Source organism: Pseudomonas sp. F2, assembly GCF_057174385.1.
The window spans coordinates 2,086,723-2,109,649 of record NZ_CM169904.1; the positions used below are offsets into that span (position 1 = coordinate 2,086,723).

The following is a 22,927-nucleotide window of genomic DNA, read 5'->3' on the forward strand; positions in this document are numbered from 1 at the left end:
GCAGGGGATTGGATCAGGCCAGCTCTAATTCCCGTTCTTGCTTGACCGGCGCCACCTCAAACCGATCCGCGAGGAACGGTGTGATATCCAGCGGCAGTGCTTCCTGGTTGACCAGTTTATCCAGCAGCACCCCGGTAATCGCCGAGGTCAGGATGCCGGTGCGGAAGTGTCCGCAGGCATTCAGATACCCTTCCACCCCACGCATCGGCCCGAGGATCGGCAGCTCATCCGGCGACCCCGGACGCAATCCGGCCCAGGTGCGCTTGAGGTTGACGTCCTTGAGTTCCGGCAGGCAGCGCACCGCGCCCTGCACCAGTCCGGCGATTTCCGGGTAGGTGGTGGTGACGTCGAAGCCTTTGTCTTCGGTGGTGCTGCCGATCAGGATCTCGCCATTGTCCTTCTGCGCCACATAGCAGTCGCTGGTGGTCAGGCAGCCGTTGAGGATCTTCGGCATGCGTTCGGTCAGCAGGATCTGGCCCTTGACCGGCTTCACCGGAATCCGCACACCGGTGGCCCATTCGCTCAAATCCGCCGCCCAGGCGCCGCCGGCGTTGATCAGGGTCTTGCAGTGGAACACGCCCTCTTCGGCCGTCTGCACGCCGGTCACGCGGCTGCCGTGGTGCAACACGCCAGTGACGTTGGTATTGACGAAGATGTCGACGCCGTTCTGCCGCGCACCTTCCATGTAGGCATCGGCGAGACGGAACGGGCTGACCTGGTGGTCGCAGAGAAATTCCAGTGCCCCACGAGCCTCATGGCTGACGCTCGGCTCGGCTTCGCGCAATGCGGCCTGGTCGAGCCAGCGCACCTGATCGGCCAGATGCGGAATGCAGCTGACAATGTGCTCGGCGTAGAGCCGGTCTTCGTCGTCATAAATGACGAACTTCAGTCCGGTCTTTTCAAACTTGAAATCCATACCGTGCTTGTCCTTCAACTCGCGATGCAACGCCGGGTACAGCGCGTTGGACTGCAAGGCGAAATCGAAGAACGACTCCGGCAGGATATGCGGCGTGCTGGCGTCCACCGCCACAGCCGCGCCCTGGGTTTCGCGTTTGCGGTTGGCCGACATCATCCGGAAGAAAATCACCCCGCACCCCAGCCCCACCGACTCGCCGATGGCCCACAAGCCGCCGGCCGAAGCGCGGGTTGCGTTGCCCGGGCGTTTGGTGTCGATCAACGCCACCTTGAGGTTCTCGCGCTTGGACAATTGATAGGCGCAGGACGCCCCGATCACGCCGCCGCCAGCAATGATCACGTCATAGAACTTACTCATGGGAAACGGCCTCCGTGCCGCCGGACTGGAACGCGGAAAAAGGAATCGGATCGATCGGGAAACGCGGGCGCAACCAGCCAACGTCCTTGCGCCCGGTCGCCTGGCGCAGGCGATCGCTGCAGTAGCCGACGCACATCCGGCCCTGACAATCGCCCATGCTGACGCGGGTGCGCATCTTCAGGCTGGCGATGTCCTGCACGCCTTGCTCCAGCGCCAGATCAATGTCCGAGCGGGTTGCATGTTCACAGCGGCAGATCACCGTATCGGCAGCCGGCAAGGCGGTCTGGCCGACACCGCGTTCGGTGTAGCGATCAACAGCCGCACGGAAGCGCACGATGGATTTGAGTTTGCCCAAGTAGCGGTCGCGGCGTACCCGTGCCAGATCCTCTTCGATAATCCCGCGTTGCAGCAGGATCGAGGTGGCAGCGATTCTGCCGGCGAGCATCGCCGCTTCACCGCCGCGAATGCCGCCCATGTCACCGGCCAGGTGCACATGCGGCTCGTTGCTTTGTTGCCAGCTGTTGGCATTGGCGCGCAGGTAACCGTCGTCGCTGAAACCGTGGTCGAGGCCCATTTGCTGACTGAGCTGGGTGCGCGGGATAAAACCGTAACCGACCGCCAGGGTCTGGGCTTCGAAGCGCTCGATGCGTGTCAGGTCCGGCTCCCAGGTGGCCGAGTACGGTGCCACGCTGACGCTTTTCAGCTCGCCGTCGCCGTGAGCTTCGACCACGCCCCAGCCGTAGTTCATCGGGATGCCGTGCAGTTTCAGGTAAGCGAGCATGCTCAAACCATCGAGGAACAGCTGCGGCTTGTTCAGCAACGCCAGGCTTTCGCGGGCGATCTTGCCGAAGGCGCAGGCTTCGTATACGCCCGCGACCTTGACGCCGGACGCGTGCAGCTGCGTTGCCACCAGCGGCAGCAACGGCCCGGTACCGGCGATGACCACCGGCCCCTGCGGCTTGACCACGCCACTTTTGATTTGCAGTTGCAGGCCGCCGAGCATGATCACGCCCGGCAGGGTCCAGCCGGGAAACGGCACGCTGCGTTCGTGACAACCGGCGGCCAGCAGCAATTGCGGATAATCGATCTCATGCAGTTGCTCATCGCCATCCAGCACCACCAGGGCACGGGTGCCTTCGGCGCCGACCACGCGATGATTCAGGCGCACGTCAATCAGCCCGGCCTGTTGCTGAAAGTCACCGTGCAGTTTGCTCAGGGCTTCGAAATAACGTGGCCCGAGGTAATCCAGTTGCACGCCATCACGCAACGGCCCGCGATAGACCACCCCACCGAGGCGCGAAGCCTCTTCGAGCAAGGTGCAGCGCACGCCATGGCGCGCCAGTTCGATGGCCGCCGCCATCCCCGCCGGACCACCGCCGACGATCACCGGTTGCAGGCTCATACAACCTCCTGCTCGTTGATGCGGTTGACCCGGGTTTCAATCCGCATACCGTCGCGCACCACCGTCTGGCAGGCTCGGCGCTTGTGCCGACCGTTGATTTTCACCAGGCAGCACTGGCACACGCCCATGCCACAATAGGCGCCGCTGATCTGGTCATGATCGTTGCGTGCGACCTGGCGCACACCGAGGGACTGGATAACGCTGAGGACCGTTTCACCGATGGCCGCGCTAACCGGTTGGCCGTTGATGTGGACAGTCATATCCGCCTGGGTCAGGGGCTGGATATCAAAGGTGCGTTCGAGGCAGTGCATTACGATGTTCATCCGTGAAAAGTTTCAGGGGGAGTTCTACGTCAGCTCCTTGCTGCACTCTGCCTGGCGACCCGTTGTGGTTATTGGTGGGGGCTGCCGGGCTACTCCATGAGCGCAGCAAATTGCGCACCGGAGCACTGTAGTCGATACCGCAACAAGGGCCTGGATCTTTTAAGTTAGGTGATATTTCAAAGGGAAATATTGATCCAGATCGGTGAAATCTCGAGCCGGCTGAAAAACCTTGAGGTGTCAGTGTTTGCCGGTGAGCAGCCCCTGCTCCGCCTCGCACAGCCCCACCACATAATCCCAGACCACCCGCAGCCGCACCGATTTGTGCAGCTCGCGCCGGGTGCTGATCCAGTAACTGCGCTCAATGCGCTCATCCGGCAGCAACAGCCGCAGATCCGGATCCGACGCCGCCATATAGCAGGGCAACACAGCAATCCCCAGGCCCGAGCGCGCCGCCTCCTGCTGGGCGATCACGCTGGTGCTGTGGAATACAACGCGCGGGCTGCGACAGAAACTGTTGAGAAACATCAGTTCCTGGCTGAACAGCAGATCATCCACATAGCCGATCCACCCATGCCGGGCGAGGTCTTCGCGACTCTGTAGCGGCGGTGCCTTGTCGAGGTAGGCCTGACTGGCGTAGAGCGCCAACCGATAGTCGGTGAGCTTGCGCGTGACCAGCATGTCGGCAGCCGGGCGTTCGAGGTGGATGCTGATTTCCGCCTCGCGGTTGAGGATGCTGACGAACCGCGGCACGGCCACCAGCTCCACCTCCAGGCCGGGATAGCGTTCGAACAGGCCGATCATGCGGCTGGCGAGAAACTTGATACCCAGCCCTTCGGTGACGCCGACGCGGATCTTGCCCAGCGGCGCGGTGGATTGGGTGATCTCTTCCTGGGCCAATAGCGCGACGTTTTCCATGGCCTCGGCGTGCTTGAGCAGCGCCTCCCCCGCCGGAGTCATTTCGTAGCCTTGGGCATGCTGGACGAACAGTGCGGTGCCGAGGCTCCGTTCGATGGCCTCAATGTGCCTGGCGACGGTGGCGTGAGTGGTGTTCAGGCGTCGGGCGGCCGTGAGCAGGCGGCCGCTGCGTTGCAACTCCAGAAAAAACCGCAGGTCGTTCCAGTCGAACATGGGGTGTCCTTGTCAGCCAGGGTCAAGCCAGGCTGTTCGAAAACGCACAGCGGCTGGGTAAAAACTAACATTCTTTTAACGAAAGCTGACAACTAGAGTGTCGGACAATAAAAACAAAAAGCGAGGTCAGGGAATGCAGACTTCCCTTGATGAATACGACTACATCGTGGTCGGCGCCGGACCTGCCGGCTGCCTGCTGGCCAATCGATTGTCGGCAGACCCGCAGCAACGGGTGTTGCTGCTCGAAGCCGGCGGACGCGACAACTATGCGTGGATTCACATCCCGGTCGGCTATCTGTTCTGCATTGGCAACCCACGCACCGACTGGTGCTTCAAGACCGAAGCCCAACCCGGCCTGCAGGGTCGCAGCCTGAGTTACCCGCGCGGCAAAGTGCTCGGTGGCTGCTCCTCCATCAACGGCATGATCTACATGCGCGGCCAGGCCGGCGACTATGACGGCTGGGCGGCCGAGGGCAATCCGGGCTGGGCCTGGAACGACGTGCTGCCACTGTTCAAACAAAGCGAAAACCACTTTGCCGGCGCCGCTGAATTTCACGGTGCCAAAGGTGAATGGCGGGTTGAGCAACAGCGGCTGTCATGGCCGATTCTCGACGCGTTTCGCAGTGCCGCGCAGCAGAGCGGCATCGCCAGCATCGACGACTTCAACCAGGGCGACAACGAGGGTTGCGGCTACTTCCAGGTCAACCAAAAGGCCGGCGTACGCTGGAACGCGGCGAAGGCATTTCTCAAACCGGTTCGTGACCGGGCCAATCTGACGGTGCTGACCGGCGTTGAAGTGGATCGCGTGTTGCTGGAAAACGGCCGCGCATCGAAGGTCAGTGCCCGCCACCAAGGCCAGGTCAAACGCTTCAAGGCGCGCAAGGAAATCATCCTCTGCGCCGGCGCCGTCGGTTCGCCGAGCATTCTGCAGCGCTCCGGAATCGGCCCGCGACCGTTGCTGGAACACCTCGGCATCGGCGTGATACATGAGCTGCCGGGAGTGGGCGGCAACCTGCAGGATCACCTGCAATTGCGCCTGATCTACAAACTGCAAAACGCCCGCACGTTGAATCAGATCGCCGGCAGCCTGTGGGGCAAGATGGGCATGGGTTTGCGTTATCTGTATGACCGCAGCGGGCCGCTGTCGATGGCGCCGAGTCAGTTGGGCGCATTTGCCCGCTCCGGGCCGGAGCAGACTTCAGCGAACCTTGAATACCACGTGCAACCGCTGTCGCTGGAGCGCTTTGGCGAGCCGCTGCACGGTTTCCCGGCGTTCACTGCGTCGGTCTGTGATCTGCGTCCGCAGAGCCGTGGGCGGATCGACATCCGTTCGACGGATCCTCAGGATCCGCCGCTGATTCAACCGAACTACCTCAGCCATCCCGAAGATTTGCGCGTGGCCGCCGATGCGATCCGCCTGACCCGCCGCATCGTCAGCGCCCCGGCCCTGCAGGCGTTCAAACCGGTGGAGTATCTGCCCGGCGACAGCCTGCAGAGCGAGGTGCAACTGCACGAAGCGGCGGCGCGAATCGGCACGACGATCTTCCACCCGGTCGGCACCTGCCGCATGGGCAATGACGCTGACGCGGTGGTCGATGCACAACTGCGCGTGCATGGCGTGCCCGGCCTGCGCATCGCCGACGCCTCGATCATGCCGCGCATCACCTCGGGCAACACCTGTTCGCCTACGCTGATGATTGCCGAGAAGGCGGCGCAGATGATCCTCAACCCACCGATCAGGACCTGCACACCCACCCCCGAACTGGCCCACCCCCTGTAGGAGCTGCCGCAGGCTGCGATCTTTTGCCTTTGGCTTTTACAAGATCAAAAGATCGCAGCCTGCGGCAGCTCCTACAGGGGGCCGTGTAATTCGTTCAAGGCAGCGCGCAACACCAGTGGAACAACAAAAACAATCACTGTGAGGGATACCGATATGTCAGAACACGCTCAGCCGCTGGATGCCGCGAGCGGCGCCAGCACCAGCAATGCCACACAGAAAGTCATCTTCGCCTCGTCCTTGGGGACGGTGTTCGAGTGGTATGACTTCTTCCTCTACGGCGCCCTGGCGGCGGTGATCAGCAAGCAATTTTTCGCCGGCGTCAACGACACCACGGCGTTCATCTTCGCGCTGATGGCCTTCGCCGCCGGGTTTATCGTGCGGCCGTTCGGGGCGCTGGTGTTCGGTCGGTTGGGGGACATGATCGGGCGCAAATACACCTTCCTCGCGACCATCGTCCTGATGGGCATCGCCACGTTCTGTGTCGGTCTGCTGCCGAACTACGCCAGCATCGGCATCGCCGCGCCGATCATTCTGGTGGTGCTGCGCATGCTCCAGGGCCTGGCGCTGGGCGGTGAATACGGCGGCGCCGCGACCTACGTGGCGGAACACGCGCCCATCGGCAAGCGCGGTTTCCACACCAGCTGGATTCAATCCACCGCGACCCTCGGTCTGCTGCTGTCACTGCTGGTGGTGCTCGGTTGCCGGTACTTCACCGGTGACCAATTCGAAGTCTGGGGCTGGCGTATTCCGTTCCTGCTGTCGATCGTGCTGCTGGGCATTTCCACCTGGATCCGCCTGAGCCTGCACGAGTCGCCGGCCTACCTGAAAATGAAAGAGCAAGGCAAAGCGTCGAAGGCGCCGATCCGCGAATCGTTCGGCCAATGGGAGAACCTCAAAGTCGTGCTGATTGCGCTGTTCAGCATCAATGCCGGGCAAGCGGTGACCTTTTACGCCGCGCAGTTCTACGTGCTGTTCTTCCTCACCCAGTTTCTGAAAATGGATCCGGCCGTTGCCAACAGCCTGCTGATCATCAGCGTGGTGATCGGTGCGCCGTTCTTCATCATTTTCGGCTGGCTGTCGGACAAGGTCGGACGCAAACCGGTGTTGATGCTCGGTTTGCTGCTGGCGACGGCGCTGTACTTCCCGATTTTCAAATCCCTCGCCCACTACGCCAATCCGGCAATCGATCAGGCCAGTCGTCAGGCGCCGATCACCGTGCTGGCGGACCCAGCAACCTGCACCTTTCAGTTCGACCCGGTGGGCAAGGCCAAATTCGACAGCCCGTGCGACAAGGTCAAGACCTTCCTGGTCAAGCAAGGCCTGCCCTACACCAGCGCCGCAGCGCCGGCCGGCAGCGGCGTGCAGGTGAGCATCGGCGACGTGAAGATCGACGGCTATGACGAATCGGCCCTGCGCGGCGCCGTCACCCTCGCCGGGTACCCGCAACAGGCCGACCTGCAGCAAATCAACAAACCAATGATCGTGGCACTGATCGTCGCGCTGATCATCATCTCGGCCATGTGCTACGGCCCGCTGGCGGCGCTGATGGTCGAACTGTTCCCGACGCGCATCCGCTACACCTCGATGTCCCTGCCGTATCACATCGGCAACGGCTGGTTCGGCGGCTTCCTGCCAACGGTGTCGTTCGCGCTGGTGGTGTACACCGGGGATATTTTCTATGGGCTGTGGTACCCGGTGCTGATTACCGGGGTGAGCCTGGTGGTGGGAATGATTTGTCTGCGGGAGACGAAGAATATCGATCTGGACAAGAACTGAATCTGAACCTGAACACATGATCCTTGGGTGAAAAAAACCTGTGGCGAGGGGATTTATCCCCGATGGGGTGCGTGCGCCCCCCGTGAAAAATGGGACTACTACGTAGTCCATCGGGGATAAATCCCCTCGCCACAATTGAATCTCTTCTTCCAGGAACTAAGCATCCGCCTTGATCACCTCGAACTTCACCTGATCCGGATAAAACGCCACATAGTCCTTGATCTGCTCGACCGAGATTTTCGGTTTCTCATACGTCCACACCGCATTCGCCGCCTCATGCCCCGGTATTTGCAAGCTGAAGTAATTGGCATCGCCCTTGTACGGGCAATAACTGGTGTGGTCGGTGCGGGCGAAGTATTTTTCGTCGATGTCCTCGCGGGGCACGTAGTACACCGGCGGGTAGTTGGCCTCATGGAGGACCAGCACATGCGAGGACGCCGCGACCTGGATGCCGTGGAATTTCACCAGCAGGCAACCGGGGAGTTCTTCGAGGGTGATGACGGGATTGAGGCCGGTGGTGCTCATGGGGGGTCTCCAGGGACAAATGAACTGTGGCGAGGGAGCTTGTCGAATCGTCGCACCGTCCCGCTGGGCTGCGTAGCAGCCCTGAATCCGGGAATCGCGTGTGTCAGGTATAACGCGATTTCCGAGTTTGCGACGGCTTCGCCGCCGAGCGGGACGGTGCGACGATTCGACAAGCTCCTTCGCCACAGGACGATAGTTGCCCTGAATCGGTGTCAGTCAGGATCAGCTCAAACCACGATATCCGTCGCCAGCGCCTGCCCCACCACACCGACGGCAAAGTCCACCTCACCCTGCCCCGTCAGATCGATCAGCAGCCCGGTCTGACCACTCTGTGCGTAATAAGTCAGGATTGCATCGCCCGCATGGCCGGTGAAACCGCTGACGAAGTTCAGCGTGGCCGCGCCCGTGGCGAAACCGGCGATGCCCGAGAGGTCGATCTTGTCCACGCCGCTTTTGAAATCCATGATCCAGTCCGGCTGGTTGTTGGTCGAGTCACTGGCCGCACCGAACACGAAGGTGTCCGCACCCTCGCCGCCCCACAGCACATCCGCGCCGCCACCGCCGTAAAGGATGTCGTTGCCGGCTCCGCCGAACAGATGGTTGACGGCCGAGTTTCCGATCAGCAGGTCATTGCCGGAACCGCCAACGGCGTTTTCCACGGTCACGCCATAGGCGATCGACACGTTGCCGACCAGCCCGCCGACATCGGAGAACGCGCCTTCATTGAGGTTGATTTTCTGGTTCTGGGTGAAACCGGAGAAGTTCAACGTGTCATCGCCGCCACCGTCCCATACCGAGAACACCAGCTTCGACGACGCCGAGGTGGCGCTGTAGTAATCGCGCCCGGTATTGGAGCCGAAACCGTAGGTGGTGTTATCGGCGCGAGTCTCATAGTTGGCGCCGTAGAGTTTTTGCACGGCGACGATATCGTCCAGCAGCGGTGCCGAGGCGTAGGCGCCGCTGCCGTCCTTGCTGAAGTTCTGGTCGGTGTTGGCTTCGCTCCAGTAGCTCATCAGGCTGTAGCCACGGGTGTCTTCGGCATATTTGGCGTCGTTGTAGGTCGGGTTGCCGTTGCCGGCGTTGTAGGCGCCCGGGTGCGACAGGCCAAGGGTATGACCGATCTCGTGGGTCAGGGTCTGACGCCCGTAGTTGTTGGTGTCCGGGGTCTTGTTGACCTGATACTGGTTGTTGATCAGGTACCACGACTGGCCATCATAGCTGCCGCCGCTCGGCAGGTAGGCGAACGCCGCACCGCCAGTGCTGACGTCGTAGTTGCCGAAGGTCATGTGGCCGTCGCCGCCTTGCCCCTCGGTGAAGGTCACCTTGGCCACGTCGGCCCAGGATTGCATCGACAGCAGGGCCTGAGCCTTTTGTTGAGCGCTGAACTGGCTGAAATTGCCGAGGTTGGGGTTGTAGTTCGCCGGTTTCTCGGTCAAGAAGGTGTAAGTCAGGGAGATTTTGCCGTCGCCGTTCTTGTCGTGCCACGACAGGTTTTTGCGCAGGATTTCGTCAGCCGCCTGGTCGGCAGTGAATGACGGTTTGCCGTTCACCAGGCCGACGCCACGGTCGTACAGGTGGCTGAAGGCGTTCACTTCGTCATAGGCGCTGCTGGTTTTCGCTTTGGCTTGAGCCATTGTGGGACTTCCTTGTTTCAGAGTTGGCAGTACGCGTCGAGCACGGCGATCCACTAGCGAGATCGCCCCGGTCACTCGCGTTTCTGAGAAGCCCGGTGAACCTGACACGGGCGTCAACTGCCTTGCCAATCGATTTCTCGATAGCCGCTCGCGACGTCCCGGTAATACCGGTCATCTCCGGCAATGTTTTGATCTGTATATCCATACAGATAAAAGTTGCCCCGAGCGCCAACTGCGGCCATTCTGTGCACCTCCAGTGAACTGATCGACGACGGTGGTTATGCGGCTGTACCTCTGTGAAAAACCTTCCCAGGCCAAAGACATCGCGGCCGTGCTGGGCGCCAGGCGTCGCGGCGACGGCTGCTGGCTGGGGACGGACGTCACAGTGACCTGGTGCATCGGCCATCTGCTGGAAACCGCACCGCCGGATGCCTACGACGCGCGCTACAAACGCTGGGTACTGGCGGATCTGCCGATCATCCCGGACAAGTGGAAAATGACCGTCAAGCCGCGCACCGCCAGCCAGTACAAGGCGGTCAAGCGCCTGCTCGGCGAGGCCAGCGAGCTGATCATCGCCACCGACGCCGACCGTGAGGGCGAGATGATTGCCCGGGAACTGGTCGAGCACTGCCGCTATCGCGGGCCGATCCGGCGCTTGTGGCTGTCGGCGCTGGACGAGGCGTCAATTCGCAAGGCTCTGGCCGCGCTGAAGCCGGGAGCGGAAACCTTCAGCCTGTATCACTCGGCGCTGGGTCGCTCGCGGGCGGACTGGCTGATCGGCATGAACATGAGCCGCCTGTTCACTCTATTGGGCCGGCAGTCCGGCTATCAGGGCGTGCTGCCGGTCGGTCGGGTACAAACGCCGACGCTGCGACTGGTGGTGGATCGCGACCGCAGCATCGCCGATTTCGTCCCGGTACCGTATTGGGCGATCGATGTGCAACTGCTGCACGACGGCACGCGGTTCACTGCGCAATGGCGTGCGCCCAGCAACGTTTGCGACGATCAGGATCGCTGTCTGAATCAGGCACTGGCGCAACAAGCGGCGGCGGCAATCAGCAATGCCGACACTGCGCGGGTGATGAAGCTACGCACCGAGCGCATGCGTGAAGTGGCACCGCTGCCTTTCGATCTGGGCACCCTGCAGGAAGTCTGCTCGAAGAAACTCGGTCTCGGCGCCCAGGAAACCCTCGACATCGCCCAGGCGCTCTACGAAACCTACAAGGTCATCACCTACCCGCGCAGCGATTGCGGCTTTCTGCCGCTGAGCCAGCACAGCGAAGCGCCGGGGATACTTGCGGCACTGCGTCAGGCCGACCCGAGCCTCGACGCGCTGAACGGTCACCTCGACCCGCAGCGTCGCTCCCGAGCGTGGAACGACGCCAAGGTCAGCGCCCACCACGGCATCATCCCCACGGCTGCGGCGAAAAATCTCGAACGCCTGAGCGGCAAACACCGGGCGGTCTATACCCTGATTCGCGCGCGTTATCTGGCGCAATTCCTGCCCAACCATGAATACGATCGTACTCAGGCCGATTTCGATTGCGCCGGTGAAGCGTTGCGCGCGGTCGGCAAGCAGATCATTGAACCGGGCTGGAAACGTGCCCTGCCTGAAGCCCTCGCCCCGGCCAAGGGCCGTGAAGCGCCAGCCCCACAAACGCTTCCGGCGCTAAGCCAGGGTATCGATTGCGCCGTGGCCGGCGTGAACCTCAAGGACCTCTGGACGCAGCCGCCGAAACCCTACACCGAAGGCGATCTGATCAAGGCGATGAAGAACGTCGCCAGACTGGTGGAAGATCCGCTGCTCAAACAGAAACTCAAGGACACCACCGGCATCGGCACCGAAGCCACGCGCGCCTCGATCATTCAGGGCCTGCTGGATCGTGGTTATCTGGTGAAGAACGGCAAGGCGCTGGCCGCGACCCCGCCGGCCTTCAGCCTTATCGACGCCGTACCGCGGGCGATTGCCGATCCCGGCACCACCGCCATCTGGGAGCAGGCGCTGGACATGGTGCAGAACGGCGAGATGAGTCTGGAAGAGTTCGTCACCAAACAGGCGGCGTGGATGAGCAAGCAGATCACCCGCTGTTCGGCCCTGAACCTGACCATCAGCGGCCCGCCACCGGCCGGCAAGGCTGCCGCGCGGTGGAAAAAGAAACGCAAATCGACCCGAAGCAAAACCGCCGGGGCAACTGTGGCGAGGGGATTTATCCCCGATGGACTGCGCAGCAGTCCCCCGGTTTAAGGAAAAGCTGGGGCCGCTTCGCAGCCCATCGGGGATAAATCCCCTCGCCACAAGGTATGATTCGACAATACTGAAGCCGCAATCTTCAGGAGTTCCCCCCAATGCCCACCATCGAACTGCACCCCGCCCACCGCGACGAACTGCAAACCATCGAAAACCTCATGCAGTTCTACATGTACGACTTCAGCCAATGGCTACCACTGAAACTCGGCGAACATGGCTTCTTCAGTATTCAGCCGAAAGACGACTACTGGCGCAATCCAGCTACCCAGCCGTTCCTGATCCGCATCGACAGCGAATTGGCCGGGTTCGTGATCGTCGACAATGACACCCACATCGACGGCACTGAATACAACATCAGCTACCTCTTCCTCACCCGACGCTTCCGTGGCCAAGGCGTCGCGCAGTTTGTCGTCTCTGCCCTCTTGAGTCGTTTGCCCGGTCAGTGGCAGATTTTTCATATCGACGCCAACCTGCCTGCACGGCACTTCTGGGCCCGGTTGATCCCCAAATTGAGCGGTGGTGAGTTCGTCCGCCAGCAGCGTTCGGTCGACGGTTATCCCTGCACCTTCTACATCTTTCACAGCCCCGCGTCCGTTGCCTGAACGGAACTTTTCTCATTCCAAAACAGCTTTGTCCGACAATATGTAGTGATCAAAAATAATCACTACAAAACCGTTGACGGCGTCGTTTTGCTTTTGCATGATGAAGACGTTCCCCGATCGGGAACATCGGTAACACGCTTGAGCAAACTCGTCTGACCGCCGAGTTGTTTTTTCCGGATACACGCTGCCCACAAGGCAGATTGAAGAAGCTGACCTGGCCTGAACGTCCAGTACAAGGACGAGAAGCGCTGGCGAAAATTCTCAAGATGCTTGTGGTCGACCCTGAAAACGTCGTCAAGGAGCCTCCCGGTTTTCGCTGCTTCTCCTCGTTGTGACGCTATTGCGTAGCAGTTATTCAACACGACTACATGCAACAGACGCATGACCCCGTACTTCTCACGGGCGACCGCTGACGTCCTGGTTTCGGTGCCAGGGATCAACTAACCGATGGGCTACCTGTATTAGCGAATCAACTTTGAAAGATCACCAGACTGGTCAAGGGGCAAACATCATGAATCTGAACAATCAACCTACTATCGAAGAACTGGCTCGTATGTTCGCGGCGCAAAAAGACAGCCACGACAGCCACATTCTCTGGATCAGCAAGTCGGGTCAGGTGCATATCGACTGCCTGTCGCCCCACGCTGGTGAAGAAGAATTCGACCGCAACAACCAGAACCTGCTGGCCCGCCTGAAGATGTACCGCCGTGGCCACGGTTATGTCGGCAAAAAAGCCGCGGCCGATAAAGACTTCATCGGCAATGTGCTGCAGACGCTGAAACAGGCGTGGGATTCGATGCAGAACAAGAATGAAGTTCGGGTGATTGACCGGTTTTGCTGAGTTACAACTTCAATCAATAAAAGGACCTGCTTCCAAAAGAAGCAGGCCCTTTTTATTGCTCCCTGAAACTGCACTGTAGGAGCTGCCGAAGGCTGCGATCTTTTGATTTTGTTTTTTAAGATCAAGATCAAAAGATCGCAGCCTTCGGCAGCTCCTACAGGGGGATATTGAGTTCCAGTACCAGGTTCATGAACGCCAGCGCTGCCGCGCTGTGATAATTATTGCGCCGGCGCAACAACGCCGCCCCACGCTGCGGCGCTTCGTTCTCGATTGGCAGCCTGCGCAACGCCCGGTCTTCGGTCGCAATCGCCTCGGGCAACATCGTCGCCATCGGCGCATGTCGCACCACCTCCAGCAACGTGCTCACCGAGTTCACCTCGATTCGCACCTGCGGCGTGATCCCTAACTGACGAAAATATTCATCGATTGATAACCGGGTAATGAAGTCCGGTGCCAGCAAGGCGAAATCCAGCTGTGCAAGGTCACTCGACGTCAGTACCCCGCTGCTGTCGTACAGCGGGTGCTCGCGCCCGACCATGATCCCCAGGGTTTCGGTAAACGCCGGAATGCACTCGAGATCGGGGTGGCGCACCGGGGTAAAGGCAATCGCGATGTCCAGCGAATCGTCCGCCAGTCCCGCCTCGATATCGTCCATCGACAGCTCGAGAATCTGCAGATGGATACCCGGGTAGCGCGCCGCGAAATCACGCACCAACGGCCCGACCAGATACGCCATGAAGGTCGGGGTCATGGCCAGACGCAGGTTGCCACGGGACAGATCCTTCACGTCATGCAATGCCCGCTTGCCCGCCTCCAGCTCCACCAGCACCCGCCGCGCACACTCAATGTAAGCCTCGCCGGCATCGGTGGCCTTGACCGTGCGCGAAGTGCGATCAAACAGGGCCACCCCCAGAGTTTCCTCAAGTTGGCGGATCTGTTGCGACAAGGTCGGCTGCGACACGTGCAACGCCTCCGCCGCCCGGGTGAATCCGCCGTGGTCGGCCACGGCCAGCAGATAACGCAAATGTCGCAACAGCATCGGGCTCACCATCTATAGGCAGGACTTATGCGAAGCATTGTATATCGGTCTTGGACGCTATGGATCAACCGGCAGAAGATGGCTCCCACACAGCAAGCCAACCTTGAAAGGAGCGACACCATGCAACAGTCCCACGCTTACAACGATGCCAGCCTGGCCCTGACCACCCGCATTCTCGATATCAAGGCCCGCAAAAATCTGTCGTGGCAGGATCTGGCCGACGACACCGGCCTGAGCCTGGCCTACGTCACCGCGGCCCTGCTCGGCCAGCACCCTTTGCCGCAAGACGCCGCGCAAGTGGTCGGCGCCAAGCTTGAACTGGACGCCGACGCCGTTGCCGCCCTGCAGATCATCCCGTTGCGCGGCAGCCTCAGCGGCGTGCCGACCGACCCGACCATCTACCGCTTCCACGAGATGATCCAGATCTACGGCACCACCCTCAAAGCCTTGGTCCACGAGCAGTTCGGTGACGGCATCATCAGCGCCATCAACTTCAAGCTCGACATCAAGAAAGTCGAAGACCCGGAAGGCGGCTCCCGCGCCGTGGTCACCCTCGACGGCAAGTTCCTGCCACTGCGTCCGTTCTGATCCACCCGGCCCGCATCTGAGGTGCGGGCCCATCCAAACCCGAATTACCAAATCGTCACCACATCCGCCTGGAGGCTGCCCCATGCGCAAAATTCTGTTGACCCTGACCCTGGCCCTGCTCGCCGGCCTCGCCGCCCAGGCCCAGGCTGATGAAGAGGCCATTGCCTACCGCTACGGCATGGCGCTGGATATTGCTGAAGTCGTGAGCATCACCCCGGTCGCCGACGTCTGCGGCGTTGTACCGGTCGAGATGACCTACCTCGACAGCCACGGCGCAAAACACATTCTTCAATACAGCGAATTCGGCACCGGCTGTTCGAACTGAGAGGACAACACCATGAAAAACCTGATCGAAGGCTTCCTGAAGTTCCAGAACGAGGCGTTTCCGCAACGCACCGAACTGTTCAAACACTTGGCGACCACTCAACAACCCGGGACCTTGTTCATCACCTGTTCCGACAGCCGCGTCGTCCCGGAACTGCTGACCCAGCAAGAACCCGGTGAACTGTTCGTGATCCGCAACGCGGGCAATATCGTGCCGTCCTACAGCCCGCATCCGGGCGGGGTGTCGGCGACGGTGGAATATGCGGTGGCGGTGCTTGGGGTGACTGACATCGTGATCTGCGGCCACTCCGATTGCGGCGCGATGACCGCGATTGCCCAATGCAAATGCATGGATCACCTGCCCGCCGTCAGCGGCTGGCTGCAACATGCCGAGTCGGCGAAAGTGGTGAACGAGGCACGACCGCACGCCAATGACGCGGCGAAATTGAGTTCGATGGTGCGGGAAAATGTGATCGCGCAACTGGCGAACATTCAGACCCACCCAAGCGTGCGCCTGGCCCAGGAAAAAGGCCTGCTGAACCTGCATGGCTGGGTCTATGACATCGAGACCGGGTCAATCGACGCGCTGGCGGCGGACCGCCGTACGTTTGTGCCACTGGATGAGCAACCGGCGACGTGTGCCATTCAGGCAAACGCCAGCGCAGCCGCCTGATACAAATCCGCTGAGGTGAAGAGGAACTTGTGGCGAGGGGATTTATCCCCGATGGACTGCGCAGCAGGCCCGATCTCTTGGGGCCGCTTCGCGCCCCATCGGGGATAAATCCCCTCACCACAGGGCCGGTGTGCATCAATCGGGATAAGGCGTTTTCAGCGTTTTACGCTGAGGTCGACCTGCGTCATACGGCTACGCACCGTAAACACCCCATCCCCCGAAAGAATCGCACTGCGCGCAAACAAGCGCCCGCTCTCCCAGTTCGAAAGCCCCAGCTCTGGCTTGTTCAGCGCGTACTGCCCATCGACCCAACGGGTAATCCCGTTGCCCACAAACGGCGCGTTCACCGCGTTGTAGAAACGTTCCTGGGCCGCCGCATCCTCGCTGATCAGCGACACCGTGAACTGCGGGCTGTAGCGGTTGAACAGCGCGATCGCCTGATCCAGATCATCGACGATCATCAGACTGACTTCCGGAGTTTCTTCCCATTCCCACTCGCGACCCAAATCGGACTCCGCCAGCGCTTCGGCCAAGGCCTCGGTCTGATACCCCTCGGCGCGATAGACCTCGACCGTCGCGTTCTGCCACTCGGCCGGCAGATAGCTTTCACTGCCCGCGACGATGTGCAGTTTGCAGCCCTGCCCGCGTGCTGTGCCCGCTTGTTTGAGCGCATCGAGGAACAACGGCAGCAGTTCGGCGACACGGTCGCGTTGAATCAGGCAAACGTTCAGCGTGTTGCAAACTTTTCGATCCAGCGAGTGACGCACCACGGCGGCGAAGCGTGTGGCATCGGCATCACGATCGGCTATCAGCCACGCGCCACCAGTGCCGTGCAGGCTGACCGCTGTGCCCGCCTGCTGGGCGATGCTGCCCAACTGGCTGACGGCACGCCCCGAACCCCGGGCCACCGCCAGCGACAGACGCCGGTCGGCGAACATCGCCCAACCGGCGGCGTGATTGACGCTTTCCACCAGCGACACCGCCCCCACCGGCAGACCGGCATCGGCCAGCGCCGGGTTCAGCGCGTGAGTGACGATCGCTTGCGCGGTGCCCAACGCATCGCTGCCGATGCGCAGCACCGCGGTGTTGCCAGTGCGCAGTACGCCGGCGGCATCGGCGAACACGTTCGGCCGCCCTTCAAACACGAACGCCACAATGCCCAGCGGCGACACCACTTGTTCGACTTTCCAGCCGTCGTGTTCGACGCTGCTGATGACCTTGCCGCGCGTGGCCGGCGCATCCCGCCAGGCGCGCAGACCGGCGATCATGTCACGGCGCATGCGCTCGTCGGCAAGCAGCCGGGTGGTGGAGCGACCACGGGCCTTGGCGCGTTCGATGTCGGCCAGGTTTGCCGCTTCGATCAGGCTCCAGCATTCCGGGGTTTCCAGACGTTGGGCGAACAGATCGAAGAAACGACTGATGGCTTGGTCGGTCACCGCCGACAAAGCAGTGAAAGCCGCTTCAGCGCGTTCGATGGCTACCGCAGCGGCCTGTTGATCGACCACCGGAATCAGCAACAGCTCGCCACTCACCTGCTCGACCAAAAGGTGGTCACCGGGCTGAAACCGCGCCGCCAGTTCGGGGCTGACCACGGTCACGCGGTTACCAGCGAAAGGGATCGGCGTGCCGGCGACTAGACGTTCGAGCGCAAGAGACATGAAGCGGATTCACCATATGAGGGGCGGCCGGAAAATGTAGCGGATTCTGCGCTGAAACACACCTTCTACAAACACCAGCAAACCTGTGGGAGCTGGCTTGCCAGCGATGAGGCCGGCAAGCCCGGCATTGACGTTGCTGAACCACCGCTATCGCTGGCAAGCCAGCTCCCACAAAGTTTTGCAGTGTTTGAAAGATTGGGTCAGAACACCGACCAGCCAATCCGCGAACTGAGCATTTCCAGCGCCGCCATCCCAGCCAGCGAGTTGCCGGCAGCATTGAGTTCCGGCGACCACACGCACACGCTGAATTGCCCCGGCACCACCGCGACAATCCCGCCGCCGACCCCGCTCTTGCCCGGCAGGCCGACGCGATAGGCGAAATTGCCGGCCTCGTCGTACAGGCCGCTGGTGGCCATGATCGAGTTGACCTGCTGCGTCTGGCGCCGGGTGAGGATCTGTTCGCCGCTGTGCTTGCAGAACCCGTCGTTGGCGAGGAAGCAGAACGCCCGCGCCAGGTCGATACAGTTCATGCGCAACGCGCAGTGGCTGAAGTAGCTGCGCAATACCGCTTCGACGTCGTTGTGGAAGTTGCCGAACGATTGCATCAGGTACGCCATGGCCGCGTTGCGGGCGCGGTGCTGGTATTCGGATTCGGCGACTTTGCCGTCGACGATCACCTGCGGATTGCCCGACAGGCGCCGCACGAAATCACGCATCGACAGGGCCGGCGCGGCGAAACGCGACTGGTTAATGTCGCAGATCACCAGCGCCCCGGCGTTGATGAACGGATTACGGGGGCGCCCACGCTCGAACTCCAGCTGCACCAGCGAGTTGAACGGCTGGCCGGACGGCTCGTGACCCAGACGCTCCCAAATCGCCTCGCCGGAATGCTCGATGGCCTGCACCAGGCTGAACACCTTGGAGATACTCTGCACCGAGAACGGCGTCTCGGCATCGCCGGCGCAATACATTTCGCCGTCGTTGCCGTACACGGCGATGCCCAGTTGATTGGCCGGCACGGTGCCGAGGGCGGGAATGTAGTCAGCCACTTTGCCCTGCCCGATCAGGGGCCGGACAGCGTCAAGAATCTCGTTCAACAGCGCTTGCATGCCGGGTTCCGAAGTCTCGCCCCATGGGATTGCGGGGACACTGGGGCTAGACGCTGCGCAAGCTTGCGGAATCACACAACACCTGTAGGAGCTGCCGAAGGCTGCGATCTTTTGATGTTGATTTTGAGGGGCAACATCAAAAGATCGCAGCCTGCGGCAGCTCCTACAGAGATCGGTCAGTGTGCCCCGTCGAGGCCGGCGAGCAGCGCACTGTCACGGCTGTAGATATCCGGCGCATAACGCACCTGCCCATCCTTGCCGACCTGCGCCGTCCAGTAGGTCATCAGGATCGGCACCGGTGCCGACAGGCGGAATTCGTGGGTGCTGCCGGTGGCGAGCAAGGTGTCGGTGCGCGTACGTTCCGCCGGGGTCAACAGCAGGTCACGCAGTTGCATCGGGTGCTCGACCCGCACACAGCCCGAGCTGAAAGCGCGCGGGCCTTTGTCGAACAGGGCCTTGCTCGGCGTATCGTGCAGGTACACGGCGAACGGGTTGGGGAAGCGGATCACCAATTGCCCCAGCGGATTCCGCGGCCCGGCCTCCTGGCGCAGCATGATGTTGCCGGGATTGTCCCAGTCGATATCCGCCGCGGCCAACGGCTGGCCATGGGCGTCGAGGACTTGCAGGTTCTGCCGGCTGAGGAAGGTCTGATCCTTGCGGATCGCCGGCAGTTTGTCTTCTTTCCAGATGGTCGGCGGCACGGTCCAGGTCGGGTTCAGGGTCAGGCGCGTGACCCGGGATTTGAGCAGCGGGGTCTGCCGTTCGGCGCGACCGACCTGGGTACGGGTCTGCCAGACCGGCACGCCGCCCTGATACAGGGTCAGTTCGGCGGCGGCGACGTTAACGAGCAAGCCATTGGGCTCCATGTCCTGCGCCAGCCAGCGGAAACGTTCGAGGTTGACCCGCAACTGCTCGCGGCGCGTCAGCGGGCTGATGTTGAGCTCGGCAATCGTCCCCGGCCCGACTACCCCGTCGGCCTGCAATGAATGGTTGGCCTGAAAGCTCTTCACCGCTTCCACCAGCACACCCTCATAGGCATTGCCGGGCGTGCCGGTGACGTGGGTCAGATAGCCCTCGTTGAACAGCCGCTGGGCCAGTTCCGGCACGCGTTTGTCCTCCATCGCCGGGCGCAGCAGCGGGCCGTTGCCCACCGCCTGCCAGTGCGGCAAGGCCTGCAGCCGTTGGCTGGCATAGAGATGACGCAGGCTTTGATACTGCGCCAGACGCGGACGCGCCAGATCGAACGCGGCTTTGATGTCGTGCAGGCCGGGTACCGCGATCGCCAGCAATTCCGCCTGACGATCACGCGGGGTGTCATCGGCATGCCACAGCGGCTCGAAATGCGACTGCAACAGACGCCCGAAATGCAGGTCTTGCAGCGCTTGCAGATAAAAGCGGCTGATGTCGATATCGGCACACAACTCGCCGTCCTGCGGTGGATTGACGGCCACCGGATAGCGCTTGGGATTGAGGCCATCGTCGGCCAACAACTGCAACTGCGCACGCAAGACCGGCAAACGCCCGGACTCGCTGGCCCACACCGGCAGCCAGTCCTGCTGCTGGTAGAACGCTTGCAGTTGCGCCAGCGCCGGACCACTCAGCTGTGCGGCAATCGCCGGGCATGCCTGAGGCAAACCGATCAGCACCGCTTGCAGCGGACTTTGTGGTTCGACCGGCATTTGCGCCGGCGGCGTCGGCAGGGTCTGCAACGGCGGCAAGGGTTCATCGGCACAAGCGACAAACGGCGCAGCGAGCAAACAAATGCTCAAGTAGCATGCGTACTTTTTGAACAACTGCTTTACTCCAATCCGTGGCCGTCTCATTGACGGTCAACCTTACATCAGGTGCGCTGAACAGTCAGGCTCGAAACAGGGGTCTGTCGGGTATGACTGGGAGTCAGGAGCCAAAGTGCCAAATAAGTAGCCAGTGAGGACACTGTATAAATGTTGACGTTTTTGCGCCGACTTCTGCTGACCAGCGCGACCCTCGTCGCCGTGAGCAGCCCAGCTTTCGCCGCCGGCAAGCCATCGCCGGTTCTCTTCACCAGCCTCGCGCACGCCGCGCCGGAACTCAATCCCCAAGCGCTCAAAGGCGCCTTGAACGCCATGCAATGCGCGGTCAACAATGGCGCGCGCCCCTCACGCCATCTGGCGATCATCGATTACTCGCAACCCTCCACCGCGCGCCGGCTGTGGATCTTCGACCTGAGCAGACAGAAACTGGTGCTGCGCGACCTGGTCGCCCACGGTTCGAATTCCGGGGAAAACTTCGCCACTCAGTTCTCCAATCGCGAAGGCAGCTACCAGTCCAGCCTCGGGCTGTTCCGCACCCAGGAAAGTTACGAGGGAACCCATGGTTATTCGCTGCGCATGGACGGTCTGGAGCCGGGCTTCAATGATCTGGCCCGCGACCGCGCCATCGTGATCCACGCCGCCGACTACGTGAATCCGCTGTGGAGCAAGCGTCAAGGCCGAATCGGTCGCAGCCAGGGTTGCCCGGCGGTGCGTCCGCAAGTGGCAAAGCAGGTGATCGACAAACTCAAGGACGGCCAGTTCATGTTCTCCTGGTACCCGGATCAGCGCTGGCTGAAGTCCTCGCCGTACCTCAACTGCCAGCCACAACAGGTGGCGAGTATCTTGAGTAGCCACGCCAGCTGACGATCAGGGCCATGACCATCAGCGCCGCCGCAACCCCGAACGTGCAGTGCAAGCCACTGCCAATGACCTCGGCCGGGGCTTGCGTCGGGTTGCCGGTAGCGGAGGCAAACACCGCGCCCATGACCGCCGCGCCGGTGATCAGTCCGAGATTGCGCGACAGCCCGAGCAAAGCCGACACCACGCCGCGCTGATCCTGACTGACCGTCGCCATCAACCCGGTATTGTTCGCCGCCTGAAACAACGCGTAACTACTGGCAATCACCGCCATCGGCAACAGATACCCCGGCAGGCCGAGACGCATCGGCAACAACGCCAACAAGCTGCAACCCCCGACCATCCCGAGCAACGCCCCCGGCACCACACGCCGCGCACCGAAGCGATCCACCAGACGCCCGGCCGGCACCCCGCCACACGCGGCCAGCAGCGGCCCGACTGACAACGCCAGGCCGACCACGGTGCTGCCCAGCCCCAGGCCTCGGCTCAGGTAAAACGGCCCGACCACCAGCGTGGTCATCATCACCGTCGTCACCAGCAATGTCAGCGCAAGGCTGCTGCTCAGCCGCGCGTCGTTGAAGAGAGACAAACGAATCAGCGGCGCTCTGGCTTTCATCTCGACCGCAATAAACAGCCCCGCCCCGCCTACGCTCGACAGCAGCAACACCAGGGTGAATCCATCCAGCGTCATCGCCAGCGCATAGGCCGCCAGCGTCAAGACCAACACTGCGCTGCCGAGATAATCAAACGTAACACCCGCCCGCACCGGCCGATCCGCCGGCAGATAGCGATAAACCAGCCACGCGTTGAGCAGGCCCAAGGGCACGTTGAGGACAAAGATCGACGGCCAGCCGACATGCGCGATCAGCAGACCACCCAGTGACGGCCCGAGGCTGGTACCGGTGGCCGACATCGTCGCGAGCAGGCCCATCGCACTGCCCGCCCGCGTTTTGGGCACCGCATCCGCCACCAGCGCCACGGTCAAGGCGAACATGATTGCCGCGCCCAGGCCCTGCACGGCCCGCGCGCCGATCAACCAGCCAAGCCCCGGAGCCAGTGCGCAACACAACGACGCACTGGTAAAAATGCCAATGCCGATCAGCAGCAATCGCCGCCGCCCGAACACATCGCCCAGACGCCCGACGCTGACAATCAACGTGGTGACCGCCAGCAGATACGCCAGCACGATCCATTGCACCTGTTGAAACGTCGCATCGAACGCGGCGGCCAGGGTGGGTAATCCGGCGTTGGCGATGCTGGTGTCCAGTGATGGCATCAACATCGACAGCGCCAGGCTGGTCAGCGCCCAGCGGGCTTGAGGGGGCAAGGGGGATCCGGGCATCGGGCGCTCCT

20 protein-coding genes are annotated in these 22,927 nt (G+C 61.7%); 9 read left to right on the top strand and 11 right to left on the bottom strand.

From position 1 onward, the window contains the following. Window positions 1-13 precede the first annotated feature (13 nt). From hcnC to AC193Q_RS09045, 4 genes are all read right to left on the bottom strand, one after another. A complete protein-coding gene (gene hcnC, locus AC193Q_RS09030) occupies window positions 14-1,273 on the bottom strand; it encodes a cyanide-forming glycine dehydrogenase subunit HcnC (RefSeq protein WP_121186038.1) in 1,260 nt (419 codons plus the stop codon). After that, window positions 1,266-2,675: a cyanide-forming glycine dehydrogenase subunit HcnB gene (gene hcnB / locus AC193Q_RS09035; RefSeq protein ID WP_121186040.1), complete on the bottom strand. Its 1,410-nt coding sequence runs from the start codon at window positions 2,673-2,675 to the stop codon at window positions 1,266-1,268. Before hcnB ends, hcnC begins: the two co-directional genes overlap by 8 nt. Then, the gene (locus tag AC193Q_RS09040) at window positions 2,672-2,986 is read right to left on the bottom strand and encodes a (2Fe-2S)-binding protein (RefSeq protein WP_047293821.1); all 315 of its coding nucleotides are present in this window, start codon (window positions 2,984-2,986) and stop codon (window positions 2,672-2,674) included. Before AC193Q_RS09040 ends, hcnB begins: the two co-directional genes overlap by 4 nt. Before the next feature lie 249 nt (window positions 2,987-3,235). Further along, window positions 3,236-4,126 carry a LysR family transcriptional regulator gene (locus AC193Q_RS09045; protein WP_121186042.1) on the bottom strand — a complete coding sequence of 297 codons (891 nt, stop codon included), beginning with the start codon at window positions 4,124-4,126 and terminating at the stop codon, window positions 3,236-3,238. 133 nt (window positions 4,127-4,259) lie between these two features. Between AC193Q_RS09045 and AC193Q_RS09050 the strand changes: the two genes are divergently transcribed. Continuing rightward, window positions 4,260-5,906, top strand: a complete 1,647-nt coding sequence (locus AC193Q_RS09050; RefSeq protein ID WP_121186044.1) for a GMC family oxidoreductase N-terminal domain-containing protein — start codon at window positions 4,260-4,262, stop codon at window positions 5,904-5,906. Between the two features lie 153 nt (window positions 5,907-6,059). After that, window positions 6,060-7,682, top strand: coding sequence for an MFS transporter (locus tag AC193Q_RS09055; protein WP_047293563.1), 1,623 nt, complete (start codon window positions 6,060-6,062; stop codon window positions 7,680-7,682). Window positions 7,683-7,838: 156 nt separating this feature from the next. On the opposite strand, the gene AC193Q_RS09060 is transcribed toward AC193Q_RS09055, so the two are convergent. Then, entirely contained in the window at window positions 7,839-8,207 is a 369-nt protein-coding gene (locus AC193Q_RS09060; protein ID WP_121186046.1) for a DUF427 domain-containing protein, read from the bottom strand. 227 nt (window positions 8,208-8,434) lie between these two features. After that, window positions 8,435-9,841 (bottom strand): serralysin family metalloprotease, encoded by a 1,407-nt coding sequence (locus AC193Q_RS09065; protein WP_121186048.1) that lies wholly within the window; start codon window positions 9,839-9,841, stop codon window positions 8,435-8,437. 280 nt (window positions 9,842-10,121) lie between these two features. Here AC193Q_RS09065 and AC193Q_RS09070 point away from each other — a divergent pair, with 280 nt between their 5' ends. The 3 genes from AC193Q_RS09070 to AC193Q_RS09080 all read left to right on the top strand — a co-directional run bounded on the left by AC193Q_RS09070 (window position 10,122) and on the right by AC193Q_RS09080 (window position 13,532). Beyond that, window positions 10,122-12,086 (top strand): DNA topoisomerase III, encoded by a 1,965-nt coding sequence (locus AC193Q_RS09070; RefSeq protein WP_121186050.1) that lies wholly within the window; start codon window positions 10,122-10,124, stop codon window positions 12,084-12,086. 101 nt (window positions 12,087-12,187) lie between these two features. Continuing rightward, window positions 12,188-12,691 (top strand): GNAT family N-acetyltransferase, encoded by a 504-nt coding sequence (locus AC193Q_RS09075; protein WP_121186052.1) that lies wholly within the window; start codon window positions 12,188-12,190, stop codon window positions 12,689-12,691. 511 nt (window positions 12,692-13,202) lie between these two features. After that, window positions 13,203-13,532, top strand: coding sequence for a hypothetical protein (locus AC193Q_RS09080; RefSeq protein WP_047293552.1), 330 nt, complete (start codon window positions 13,203-13,205; stop codon window positions 13,530-13,532). A 154-nt stretch (window positions 13,533-13,686) separates the two neighbouring features. Here AC193Q_RS09080 and cynR read toward each other — a convergent pair whose 3' ends face one another. Further along, window positions 13,687-14,571, bottom strand: coding sequence for a transcriptional regulator CynR (cynR, locus tag AC193Q_RS09085; protein ID WP_483879434.1), 885 nt, complete (start codon window positions 14,569-14,571; stop codon window positions 13,687-13,689). Window positions 14,572-14,691: 120 nt separating this feature from the next. Between cynR and cynS the strand changes: the two genes are divergently transcribed. The 3 genes from cynS (at window position 14,692) to AC193Q_RS09100 (ending at window position 16,156) form a co-directional block, all read left to right on the top strand. Further along, window positions 14,692-15,159, top strand: a complete 468-nt coding sequence (gene cynS / locus AC193Q_RS09090) for a cyanase (RefSeq protein WP_041073392.1) — start codon at window positions 14,692-14,694, stop codon at window positions 15,157-15,159. 82 nt (window positions 15,160-15,241) lie between these two features. Beyond that, a complete protein-coding gene (locus tag AC193Q_RS09095) occupies window positions 15,242-15,484 on the top strand; it encodes a DUF2790 domain-containing protein (RefSeq protein ID WP_121186056.1) in 243 nt (80 codons plus the stop codon). A gap of 12 nt (window positions 15,485-15,496) precedes the next feature. Then, window positions 15,497-16,156 carry a carbonic anhydrase gene (locus tag AC193Q_RS09100; RefSeq protein ID WP_121186058.1) on the top strand — a complete coding sequence of 220 codons (660 nt, stop codon included), beginning with the start codon at window positions 15,497-15,499 and terminating at the stop codon, window positions 16,154-16,156. A gap of 155 nt (window positions 16,157-16,311) precedes the next feature. On the opposite strand, the gene AC193Q_RS09105 is transcribed toward AC193Q_RS09100, so the two are convergent. The 3 genes from AC193Q_RS09105 to AC193Q_RS09115 form a co-directional block, all read right to left on the bottom strand. After that, window positions 16,312-17,814: an aldehyde dehydrogenase family protein gene (locus tag AC193Q_RS09105; protein ID WP_121186060.1), complete on the bottom strand. Its 1,503-nt coding sequence runs from the start codon at window positions 17,812-17,814 to the stop codon at window positions 16,312-16,314. Window positions 17,815-18,014: 200 nt separating this feature from the next. After that, complete coding sequence (gene glsB, locus AC193Q_RS09110; protein ID WP_027611723.1) at window positions 18,015-18,923, bottom strand: glutaminase B; 909 nt, start codon at window positions 18,921-18,923, stop codon at window positions 18,015-18,017. A gap of 176 nt (window positions 18,924-19,099) precedes the next feature. Beyond that, complete coding sequence (locus AC193Q_RS09115) at window positions 19,100-20,716, bottom strand: L,D-transpeptidase family protein (RefSeq protein WP_476283708.1); 1,617 nt, start codon at window positions 20,714-20,716, stop codon at window positions 19,100-19,102. Window positions 20,717-20,866: 150 nt separating this feature from the next. Here AC193Q_RS09115 and AC193Q_RS09120 point away from each other — a divergent pair, with 150 nt between their 5' ends. Continuing rightward, a complete protein-coding gene (locus AC193Q_RS09120; RefSeq protein ID WP_047293537.1) occupies window positions 20,867-21,580 on the top strand; it encodes a murein L,D-transpeptidase catalytic domain family protein in 714 nt (237 codons plus the stop codon). Here the strand turns inward: AC193Q_RS09120 and AC193Q_RS09125 are convergent. Then, a complete protein-coding gene (locus tag AC193Q_RS09125) occupies window positions 21,528-22,916 on the bottom strand; it encodes an MFS transporter (protein ID WP_121186064.1) in 1,389 nt (462 codons plus the stop codon). The genes AC193Q_RS09120 and AC193Q_RS09125 overlap by 53 nt on opposite strands. Window positions 22,917-22,927 lie beyond the last annotated feature (11 nt).

Bases quoted from the DNA above. Each gene is read 5' to 3' on its own strand.
- hcnC (WP_121186038.1), bottom strand. From the start codon at position 1,273: ATGAGTAAGTTCTATGACGTGATCATTGCTGGCGGCGGCGTGATCGGG.
- hcnB (WP_121186040.1), bottom strand. From the start codon at position 2,675: ATGAGCCTGCAACCGGTGATCGTCGGCGGTGGTCCGGCGGGGATGGCG.
- AC193Q_RS09040 (WP_047293821.1), bottom strand. From the start codon at position 2,986: ATGCACTGCCTCGAACGCACCTTTGATATCCAGCCCCTGACCCAGGCG.
- AC193Q_RS09045 (WP_121186042.1), bottom strand. From the start codon at position 4,126: ATGTTCGACTGGAACGACCTGCGGTTTTTTCTGGAGTTGCAACGCAGC.
- AC193Q_RS09050 (WP_121186044.1), top strand. From the start codon at position 4,260: ATGCAGACTTCCCTTGATGAATACGACTACATCGTGGTCGGCGCCGGA.
- AC193Q_RS09055 (WP_047293563.1), top strand. From the start codon at position 6,060: ATGTCAGAACACGCTCAGCCGCTGGATGCCGCGAGCGGCGCCAGCACC.
- AC193Q_RS09060 (WP_121186046.1), bottom strand. From the start codon at position 8,207: ATGAGCACCACCGGCCTCAATCCCGTCATCACCCTCGAAGAACTCCCC.
- AC193Q_RS09065 (WP_121186048.1), bottom strand. From the start codon at position 9,841: ATGGCTCAAGCCAAAGCGAAAACCAGCAGCGCCTATGACGAAGTGAAC.
- AC193Q_RS09070 (WP_121186050.1), top strand. From the start codon at position 10,122: ATGCGGCTGTACCTCTGTGAAAAACCTTCCCAGGCCAAAGACATCGCG.
- AC193Q_RS09075 (WP_121186052.1), top strand. From the start codon at position 12,188: ATGCCCACCATCGAACTGCACCCCGCCCACCGCGACGAACTGCAAACC.
- AC193Q_RS09080 (WP_047293552.1), top strand. From the start codon at position 13,203: ATGAATCTGAACAATCAACCTACTATCGAAGAACTGGCTCGTATGTTC.
- cynR (WP_483879434.1), bottom strand. From the start codon at position 14,571: ATGCTGTTGCGACATTTGCGTTATCTGCTGGCCGTGGCCGACCACGGC.
- cynS (WP_041073392.1), top strand. From the start codon at position 14,692: ATGCAACAGTCCCACGCTTACAACGATGCCAGCCTGGCCCTGACCACC.
- AC193Q_RS09095 (WP_121186056.1), top strand. From the start codon at position 15,242: ATGCGCAAAATTCTGTTGACCCTGACCCTGGCCCTGCTCGCCGGCCTC.
- AC193Q_RS09100 (WP_121186058.1), top strand. From the start codon at position 15,497: ATGAAAAACCTGATCGAAGGCTTCCTGAAGTTCCAGAACGAGGCGTTT.
- AC193Q_RS09105 (WP_121186060.1), bottom strand. From the start codon at position 17,814: ATGTCTCTTGCGCTCGAACGTCTAGTCGCCGGCACGCCGATCCCTTTC.
- glsB (WP_027611723.1), bottom strand. From the start codon at position 18,923: ATGCAAGCGCTGTTGAACGAGATTCTTGACGCTGTCCGGCCCCTGATC.
- AC193Q_RS09120 (WP_047293537.1), top strand. From the start codon at position 20,867: ATGTTGACGTTTTTGCGCCGACTTCTGCTGACCAGCGCGACCCTCGTC.
- AC193Q_RS09125 (WP_121186064.1), bottom strand. From the start codon at position 22,916: ATGCCCGGATCCCCCTTGCCCCCTCAAGCCCGCTGGGCGCTGACCAGC.